Here is a 7,514-nt window from a genome sequence, read left to right on the forward strand (position 1 = left end):
ATCTAAGACAAAAATTAAATCTTTTTTTGTTTATAAGTTAAGGAGGTTTTTATATGAAATTTATATGTGAAAAACAAAAACTACAAGAAGGAATATCTATATCTAGTAAAGCTATTACAGGTAAAACTACTATGCCTATTCTAGAAGGAATTTATATAAGTGCTAAAGATAATCAATTAAAACTTATTGGTTCAGATATGGATGTTTCAATAGAAACTATGGTTGATGCAGATATTAAAGAAGAAGGATCAATAGTTATTGATTCTAGAATATTTGGAGAAATAATTAGAAAACTTCCTAATTCTGAGATCATAATAGAAACTCTTGAAAATGAAATTATACAAATAACTTGCCAAAAGTCTGTGTTTAACTTAGTTTACATGAATGGCGATGATTATCCTGAATTACCAAAAATAAATGAAAGTCTTTCAGTAGAAGTACCACAAAATATTTTAAAAAGTATGATAAGAGGGACTTCTTTTGCAATTGCTCAAGATGAAACAAGACCTATACTTCAAGGAATACTTTTTGAAGTAAAAGATAAAAAATTAAATTTAGTTGCTTTAGATGGTTATAGATTAGCAATAAGAACTGAATTTTTAGATAATGATAATGACATAGAAGTCGTTATTCCAGGAAAAACATTAAACGAAGTATCAAGAATACTTGAAGATATATCAGATATAGTTAAAATAACATTTACTGATAATCATATTTTATTTAACTTAAGTAATACAAAAATAATTTCAAGATTATTAGATGGTAAATTCGTAAATTATTCGTCTTTACTACCTCAAGAATATAAAATTTTATTAGATGTTAAAAAACAAGAATTACAAAACTGTATCGAAAGAGCATCTTTAATGGCAAAGGATAGCAATAGTAATTTAATAAAATTAGATATCCAAGAAGAGAATATGATAATAACTTCTAATTCTCAATTGGGAAAGGTTAGAGAAGAACTTAATATAAATCTGCAAGGTGGAGAAATACAAATTGCATTTAATTCAAAATATCTTCTAGATGTATTAAAGAATATAGAAGATGATGAAGTTAAATTAGAAATGACTTCAGGGGTAAGCCCATGTGTAATAAAGTGTAAAAATACAGATAACTCTAAATACCTTGTATTACCTGTAAGATTATTAAGATAAAGGAGGAGTGTATAAAAAAATGAATTTTTATACACAAAAATGGAAATGAATGAAGTGAAAATAAGTACAGAATTTATAAAATTGGATTCTTTTTTAAAATGGTGTGGAGCAGCTTCATTAGGCTCTGAAGCTAAAATATATATTTTAGATGAGATGGTAAAAGTAAATGGAGAAATATGTACACAAAGAGGAAAAAAAATTAGACAAGGTGATGTAGTAGAGTTTAATGGTGATAAATATAAAGTTATTTAGCTATAGAAACCTAATAATTACTTTTATTCCTCTAATATGTTATAATTAAATGGGTGTAAAGAATGTTTATTAAAAAAATTCAAATGTTAAACTATAGGAATTATAAATCTTTAAATATAACACTGGGGAAAAATGTAAATGTATTTATGGGGGATAATGCTCAGGGTAAAACAAATATACTTGAGGCTATTTATTACTGTGCATTTGCTAAGTCCCATAGGACATCTAAAGATAAAGAATTAATTAATTGGGATTCTGAAAATGCATATATTAGTGTTTTAGTAGGAAAAGATAGACTAGATAAAAATATTGACATTAATATTTTAAAAGATGGAAGAAAAGCGATAAGGATAAACAAAATAAAAGTATCTAAAATAGGTGAATTATTTGGAAACTTTAATGTTGTTATGTTCTCGCCAGAAGACTTAAGAATTATAAAGGATTCTCCTGGAGTTAGGAGGAGGTTTATAGATATGGAGTTATGTCAATTAGACTCTAAATATTATTATAACCTCGTCCAATATAATAAAATATTAAATGAGCGAAATGTACTTTTAAAAAATAAAAAGTTAGACAAAGATATTTTAGATATATATGATATTCAACTAGCGAAATTTGGATCAGATATAATTAAAGAAAGATTGAAATATATAAATAAGTTAAATTATTATGGGAAAAATATACATAGTGATATATCTTCAGGTAAAGAAGATGTTGAATTTAAGTATATAAGCACTGTTAGGGACTTTGATAATATAGAAAATAATTTCTATGAGTTATTATCAAGAAATAGAAGTAAGGATATTGATAAGGGATCTACAAGTGTAGGACCACATAGAGATGATTTCACAGTTTTAATTAACGATATAGATACCAAAAGTTTTGGGTCACAAGGTCAACAAAGAAGTGCTGTGCTTACAATAAAGTTTTCATCACTAAAGATAATAAAAGAATTAACATCTGAGTATCCAGTTTTATTACTAGATGATGTTTTATCAGAACTAGATTTTAATAGAAAAAGATATATTTTAAGTACTATTGGGGAAATTCAAACAATAATAACATGTACAGGAATAGAGGACTTAACCAGTTATCTAGACGATAGTTCTAGAGTTTTTAAGGTTAAGGAGGGAGATATCCTAAGCTAAGGGAGGAAGTTCTTATGTTTTTGCATTTAGGAGAAAATGTTGTTGTTCCAATTAAAGATGTAATTGGGATTTTTGATTTGCAAACTACAATGTATAGTTCAGATACTAGTGCCTTTTTAAGAATGGCAGAGGAAGATGGGTTTGTAGAGAGGATTTCTAAAGAGAAGCCTAAATCTTTTGTTATAGCTGAAGTAAATAAAATGAGTAAGATTTACTTATCACCTATATCATCTTCAACATTAACTAAGAGAACAAATATTGATTATAATCCATAGATCCAATTTTTAATCTCAATTAGTTATAATAAAAGTTCGTTAAAGGAGGAGATTGTATTGGAAAATAATAAGCAAAATTATGATGAAAATCAAATACAGGTTTTGGAAGGCCTTGAAGCCGTAAGAAAAAGGCCAGGTATGTATATTGGTAGCACGAGTTCCAGGGGGTTACACCATCTTGTATATGAAATAGTTGATAATAGTATAGATGAGGCCTTAGCTGGTTTCTGTGATGAAATATTAGTTGATATAAATGAGGATAATTCTATAACTGTAGTTGATAATGGTAGAGGTATGCCAACAGGAATTCACCCTAAAATGGGTAAGCCAGCTGTTGAAGTAATTATGACAGTACTTCATGCTGGTGGTAAATTTGGTGGTGGTGGATACAAAGTATCTGGAGGACTACACGGTGTAGGTGCATCAGTTGTAAATGCTTTATCTGAATGGTGTGAAGTTACTGTTTCAAGAGATGGAGAAGTATGGCAACAAAAATACTCAAAGGGTATAGTTAAGTCTGATTTAGTAAATATAGGTACTACTGATGAACAGGGTACAAAAGTATCATTTAAGCCAGATACAGAAATATTCGAGGAAACAGAATATGATTTTGAAATTCTATCTAATAGACTTAGAGAATTAGCATTTTTAAATAAGGGAATAAGAATTGTATTAACAGATAAAAGAGAAGAAGGAAAACAAGAAGTATATCACTACGAAGGTGGAATTAAAGAATTCGTAGCATACTTAAATAGAAATAAGGAAGTCCTTCATCAAGAACCTATCTATGTAGAGGGAGAAAGAGAAGGAATAATAGCTGAAATATCTCTTCAATATCATGATGGATACACAGAAAATTTATATTCTTTTGCTAATAATATAGATACTATTGAGGGTGGTACTCACTTATCTGGATTTAAAACTGCTCTTACAAGAGTTATTAATGATTATGGTAAAAAATTTAATCATATAAAAGAAAATGATAAGAATTTATCTGGAGATGATATAAGAGAAGGATTAACGGCAGTAGTTTCAGTAAAGATTTCTGAACCTCAATTTGAAGGTCAAACTAAGACAAAATTAGGAAATTCTGAAGTTAGAAGCATTGTAGACTCAATAGTAGGTGAAGGAGTTTCAATTTTCTTAGAAGAGAATCCTAATGTAGCAAAAATAATTATAGAAAAGGCAGTTATGGCTGCAAGAGCTAGGGATGCTGCTAGAAAAGCTAGGGAATTAACTAGAAAATCTGTATTAGAGAGATCTTCATTACCTGGTAAATTAGCTGATTGCTCATCTAAGGATCCTTTAGAATGTGAAATTTATATAGTTGAGGGAGATTCAGCGGGGGGATCTGCTAAGCAAGGAAGAAATAGAAGATTCCAAGCAATTTTACCTTTAAGGGGTAAAATATTAAATGTTGAAAAACAAAGATTAGACAGAATACTAACTGCTGATTCAATAAAATCCATGGTTACTGCTTTTGGAGCAGGAATTGGAGAAGACTTTGATGAAAGCAAGTTAAGATATAATAGAATTATTATTATGACAGATGCTGATGTTGATGGCGCTCATATTAGAACTTTATTATTAACATTCTTCTTTAGATATATGAGGGGACTATTAGATGGTGGACACGTTTATATAGCTCAGCCTCCTCTTTACCAAGTTAAAAAGAATAAAAAAGAGTATTATGCATATTCAGATCAAGAATTAGACTCAATATTAGTAGAAGTGGGTGGAAAAGATAATAACACCAACATTCAAAGATATAAAGGTCTAGGAGAAATGAATGCAACTCAATTATGGGATACTACTATGGATCCTGATAAGAGAATATTATTAAAAGCTACTATAGAAGATGCAATAGCAGCAGATGAGATATTTACTATTCTAATGGGGGATAAGGTTGAACCTAGAAGAGAGTTTATACAAAAAAATGCTAAGAAGGTAAGTAATTTAGATATTTAGTACTAAAGCGAGGTGAGGTACATGAGCTTAAATGAGGGAAAAGTTGTAGAAATAGATATTAATAAGGAGATGAAGAGGTGCTATATAGACTATGCTATGAGTGTAATAGTTGGTCGTGCGCTTCCAGATGTTAGGGATGGGCTAAAGCCAGTACATAGAAGAATACTACATTCTATGAATGATCTTGGGTTAGCTCCAGAAAAAGGTTATAGAAAATGTGCAAGAATAGTTGGGGAAGTTTTAGGTAAGTACCATCCACACGGTGATTCGTCAGTTTATGATGCACTTGTAAGAATGGCACAAGATTTCTCTATGAGATATATGCTTGTAGATGGTCATGGAAACTTTGGTTCTGTAGATGGTGATAGTGCAGCGGCTATGAGATATACAGAAGCAAAAATGAATAAAATTGCAGCTGAAATGTTAAGAGATATTTCTAAAAATACAGTTGATTTTATTCCTAACTTTGATGGTGAAGAAAAAGAACCTGTAGTTTTACCATCAAGATATCCAAACCTTTTAGTTAATGGATCATCAGGTATAGCAGTTGGTATGGCTACTAATATTCCTCCTCATAATTTAGGAGAAGTAATAGATGGTACTATAATGCTTATTGATAATCCAGAAGCAACTGTATTAGATTTAATGACAATAATTAAAGGCCCTGATTTCCCAACAGGTGCTACTATTATGGGTAAAGCAGGAATAAGAGCAGCTTATGAAACTGGAAAAGGTAGAGTAGTAGTTAGAGCAAATGCTGAAATAGAAGAAGAAAATAATAGACATAGAATAGTTGTTACAGAACTACCATACCAAGTAAATAAGGCTAAACTTATTGAAAACATTGCAGATTTAGTAAAAGATAAAAAGATAGTTGGAATATCTGACTTAAGAGATGAATCTGACAGAGAAGGTATGAGAATAGTTATAGAATTGAAGAAGGATGCAAATCCAAATGTAATTCTAAATCTATTATATAAGCATACAAAGATGCAAGATACTTTTGGAGTTATTATGCTAGCTCTTGTTAATAATGAGCCTCAAATATTAAACATAAAAGAAGTTTTAGGTCATTATATAGAGTTCCAAAAGGAAGTAGTAACTAGAAGAACAGTATTTGAATTAAATAAAGCTGAAGCAAGAGCTCATATCCTTGAAGGATTAAGAATAGCTCTTGATAATATTGATGAAGTTATAAGTATTATTAGATCTTCTAAAACATCAGAAATAGCTAAGAATACGTTAATGGATAGATTTGGATTAAGCGAAAAGCAATCTCAAGCAATCTTAGAAATGAGACTTAGAAGATTAACAGGTCTTGAAAGAGATAAGATTGAGGAAGAATATGCTGAGCTTATGAAGCAAATAGAATATTTAAAATCAATATTAAATAGTGAAGAAAAATTATTATCAGTAATAAAAGAAGAACTTACTGAAATAAAAAGAAGATATGGTGATGATAGAAGAACTACTATAGAAAAAGTAATGAATGAAATTGATATAGAAGATCTTATCCAAGAGGAAGATGTAGTAGTTACATTAACTCATTCAGGATATATCAAGAGAATATCTGCAGATACTTACTCAGCTCAAAGAAGAGGGGGAAGAGGAATACAGGCAATGTCTACTAAGGAAGATGACTTTGTAGAACATGTAAGTATTACTTCAACTCATTCAGATGTATTATTCTTTACTAATAAGGGAAGAGTATACAAATTAAGAGCTTATGAAATTCCTGATGCAGGAAGAACAGCAAAGGGAACTAATATAATAAACTTAATAGCTATAGAACAAGACGAGAGAATTGAAACTGTTCTTACAATAAGAGATGATGTAAATGAAGGTTTCTTATTTATGGCAACAAAACAAGGATTAGTTAAGAAAACACATTTGTCTGAATTTAAAAATCTTAGAAAAAATGGATTAATAGCTATTAATTTAAGAGATGGAGATGAACTTCTTAAGGTTAAAGTTACTCGTGGTGATGCAAAAATTATTATAGTAACTCAAGATGGTAATGCGATAAGATTTAATGAGAGTGATGTAAGACCTATGGGAAGAACAGCTTCAGGTGTTAGATCTATAAATCTTAGAAAAAATGATATAGCTGTGTGTATGGATATAGCTGTGGAAGATGAAGATCTTCTAGTTATAAGTGAAAATGGATTTGGTAAGAGGACACCAGTTACTGAGTACAAGGTACAAAGAAGAGGTGGAACTGGATTAATCACTTATAAATTATCTGAGAAGACTGGAAAAGTTATAGGAGCTACAGTATGTAAAGTAGAAGATGAACTTATGCTTATAAATACAAGTGGTGTTGCTATTAGAATAAATGTCTCAGATATATCAGTTACAAGTAGATCAGCTATGGGTGTTACTCTAATGAGAACATCTGAAGAAGAAAAAATAGCTGCAATTGCAAAAATATCAGGTGGAAATGAAGAAAAAGAAGAGCAATTAGTACTTGATGATAATAAAGAAGGTACTTCATTTGAAACTATTGATAATGATATAGAAGATGAAATAGCTGTTGTAGATGACTCAGGTACAATAGAAGAATAAAAAAATATATAAAAATCACAATTAATTTATATCTCAAATAATGAAATTAATTGTGATTTTTTTTATAAATTAAGTATGATATTATATAATATAACGTAATCTTATCCTGGTGTATCAATATTAGAATAATATAGATAAATATAGATATTAAG

6 protein-coding genes are annotated in these 7,514 nt (G+C 29.5%); all 6 read left to right on the forward strand.

The window, feature by feature from the left end; all coding sequences use genetic code 11:
• Positions 1-53: 53 nt before the first annotated feature.
• The 6 genes from dnaN (at position 54) to gyrA (ending at position 7,362) form a co-directional block, all read left to right on the forward strand.
• Positions 54-1,154 (forward strand): DNA polymerase III subunit beta, encoded by a 1,101-nt coding sequence (dnaN, locus tag E6248_RS10680; RefSeq protein WP_316340791.1) that lies wholly within the window; start codon positions 54-56, stop codon positions 1,152-1,154.
• 45 nt (positions 1,155-1,199) lie between these two features.
• Complete coding sequence (gene yaaA, locus E6248_RS10685) at positions 1,200-1,406, forward strand: S4 domain-containing protein YaaA (RefSeq protein WP_316340792.1); 207 nt, start codon at positions 1,200-1,202, stop codon at positions 1,404-1,406.
• A 62-nt stretch (positions 1,407-1,468) separates the two neighbouring features.
• Positions 1,469-2,554 carry a DNA replication/repair protein RecF gene (recF, locus tag E6248_RS10690; RefSeq protein ID WP_316340793.1) on the forward strand — a complete coding sequence of 362 codons (1,086 nt, stop codon included), beginning with the start codon at positions 1,469-1,471 and terminating at the stop codon, positions 2,552-2,554.
• Positions 2,555-2,568: 14 nt separating this feature from the next.
• The gene (remB, locus tag E6248_RS10695; RefSeq protein ID WP_066889323.1) at positions 2,569-2,829 is read left to right on the forward strand and encodes an extracellular matrix regulator RemB; all 261 of its coding nucleotides are present in this window, start codon (positions 2,569-2,571) and stop codon (positions 2,827-2,829) included.
• A gap of 57 nt (positions 2,830-2,886) precedes the next feature.
• Positions 2,887-4,797, forward strand: a complete 1,911-nt coding sequence (gene gyrB / locus E6248_RS10700; protein WP_316340794.1) for a DNA topoisomerase (ATP-hydrolyzing) subunit B — start codon at positions 2,887-2,889, stop codon at positions 4,795-4,797.
• A 21-nt stretch (positions 4,798-4,818) separates the two neighbouring features.
• Positions 4,819-7,362, forward strand: coding sequence for a DNA gyrase subunit A (gene gyrA / locus E6248_RS10705; protein WP_316340795.1), 2,544 nt, complete (start codon positions 4,819-4,821; stop codon positions 7,360-7,362).
• The last annotated feature ends 152 nt before the right edge of the window (positions 7,363-7,514 follow it).

The sequence above is a fragment of the Clostridium sp. genome (assembly GCF_032552055.1).
GTDB lineage: Bacteria > Bacillota > Clostridia > Clostridiales > Clostridiaceae > Clostridium.

Bases quoted from the DNA above. Each gene is read 5' to 3' on its own strand.
- dnaN (WP_316340791.1), top strand. From the start codon at position 54: ATGAAATTTATATGTGAAAAACAAAAACTACAAGAAGGAATATCTATA.
- yaaA (WP_316340792.1), top strand. From the start codon at position 1,200: ATGAATGAAGTGAAAATAAGTACAGAATTTATAAAATTGGATTCTTTT.
- recF (WP_316340793.1), top strand. From the start codon at position 1,469: ATGTTTATTAAAAAAATTCAAATGTTAAACTATAGGAATTATAAATCT.
- remB (WP_066889323.1), top strand. From the start codon at position 2,569: ATGTTTTTGCATTTAGGAGAAAATGTTGTTGTTCCAATTAAAGATGTA.
- gyrA (WP_316340795.1), top strand. From the start codon at position 4,819: ATGAGCTTAAATGAGGGAAAAGTTGTAGAAATAGATATTAATAAGGAG.